This window comes from Caballeronia choica (assembly GCF_001544535.1).
GTDB lineage: Bacteria > Pseudomonadota > Gammaproteobacteria > Burkholderiales > Burkholderiaceae > Caballeronia > Caballeronia choica.
Genome location: NZ_FCON02000482.1, coordinates 1 through 1205 on the forward strand (window position 1 = coordinate 1; position 1205 = coordinate 1205).

Annotated in this window: 3 protein-coding genes; 1 reads left to right on the forward strand and 2 read right to left on the reverse strand. The window is 59.8% G+C overall.

Annotation, left to right across the window (positions count from 1 at the left end):
• A partial coding sequence (locus tag AWB68_RS45160; RefSeq protein ID WP_087650478.1) for a flavin reductase family protein occupies positions 1-476 on the reverse strand: 476 nt, incomplete at its 3' end.
• Positions 477-625: 149 nt separating this feature from the next.
• The gene (locus tag AWB68_RS45165) at positions 626-940 is read right to left on the reverse strand and encodes a hypothetical protein (protein ID WP_087650479.1); all 315 of its coding nucleotides are present in this window, start codon (positions 938-940) and stop codon (positions 626-628) included.
• Positions 941-998: 58 nt separating this feature from the next.
• Between AWB68_RS45165 and AWB68_RS45170 the strand changes: the two genes are divergently transcribed.
• The coding region (locus tag AWB68_RS45170; protein WP_143282072.1) for a hypothetical protein at positions 999-1205 on the forward strand (207 nt) is incomplete at its 3' end.

A 1205-nucleotide genomic window follows, 5' to 3' on the forward strand; every position in this document is an offset into this window, starting at 1 on the left:
TCGCTCTGATCCAGGTCTCCGGTCGCTGCATAGACCAACGGCTGGCCATCCGGAGCAAGCACCGCTCCATCGACCACTTGACCCATCACTAGCCGATGATCCCCAGCCTCGACGTCGCTGACTGCCTGACAGTCGAAATATGCTAGCGCGCCGAGCAACAGCGGCGCCCCCGTCCGACCTGAACGCCAGGGCGTCGACGACAACTTGTCGACCGCGCGGCCCGATTGTGTTCCGAAGTGCTCGGCTAATGCCTGCTGCTCCGCCCGCAAGACATTTATTGCGAACACCCGGCCGCCAGTTAGAATCGGATAAGACGCATGTGTCGGGTTGATGCTAAGCGCGACAAGTAGCGGGCGAAAGGAGACTTGTACGACCCAACTTGCCGTAAATGCATTCCGGAGATCGCCATGCGCGACGCCGATCACATGGACGCCTGTCGTCAGATGCCGGAAGAGGTCTGCCATGCCGTCAGTCATCGCACTTCCCCTTTGGATTCTGTGCCCTGCGCTTTACCGCGACAAATGAAAGCCCGGGAAGCAAACCCCGGCAACCGTAGGTTCCGTTTTCGTTGCGCAATCGATATCAAAAGCGACCGTCCCTGAGGCTAGCCTATCGTATCGCCGCTCTAGCTTTCTCGCAAAGATGCCCCGCCGTTTGTTTCCTGGCTGCCTGCCGCCAGTCGCGAAGGGCACATGCCGACCCGACGTGGATCTTCGAATGTCCGGACCGGCTCTTTGGTCGAACGGCCGTTGATGGCCCAGGCGTACACGGCCGATGACTTCCTCAACCAGGTCAGGTTCTGGGGCGTCACGCCGAGCAGAAAATCGCTGATTTCCGGTACCTGGTAGCTACAAAGCTGCTGGTCACGCTCGGCTGCTGGGATGAGGTCGATCACCAAGCCTTCGCCGGCCGCCTCGCCCGTAACGAGGTGAAGTGTCACGACCTTGTGTCGTCGTCTGATGTCGCTTTTGCACCGGCGCTAACACCACGAGAGCACTTTGCTGATCTTCGAGTCGGCCTGGGTCGAGGCGGCCCTTGGCATCAAACGTGAGGATGGCAAACGTGCTTCGCACGACCCGTACAGAATCTCGGGCCACAAGCTCGACGATCACATCGACCATGTATTACTCATCGACCCGGGTGCGCGAGAAGCTGATGCGCCGCTTCAAGTCGGCGCGTCACCTGCATCGTTTCGTTTCGGTCCA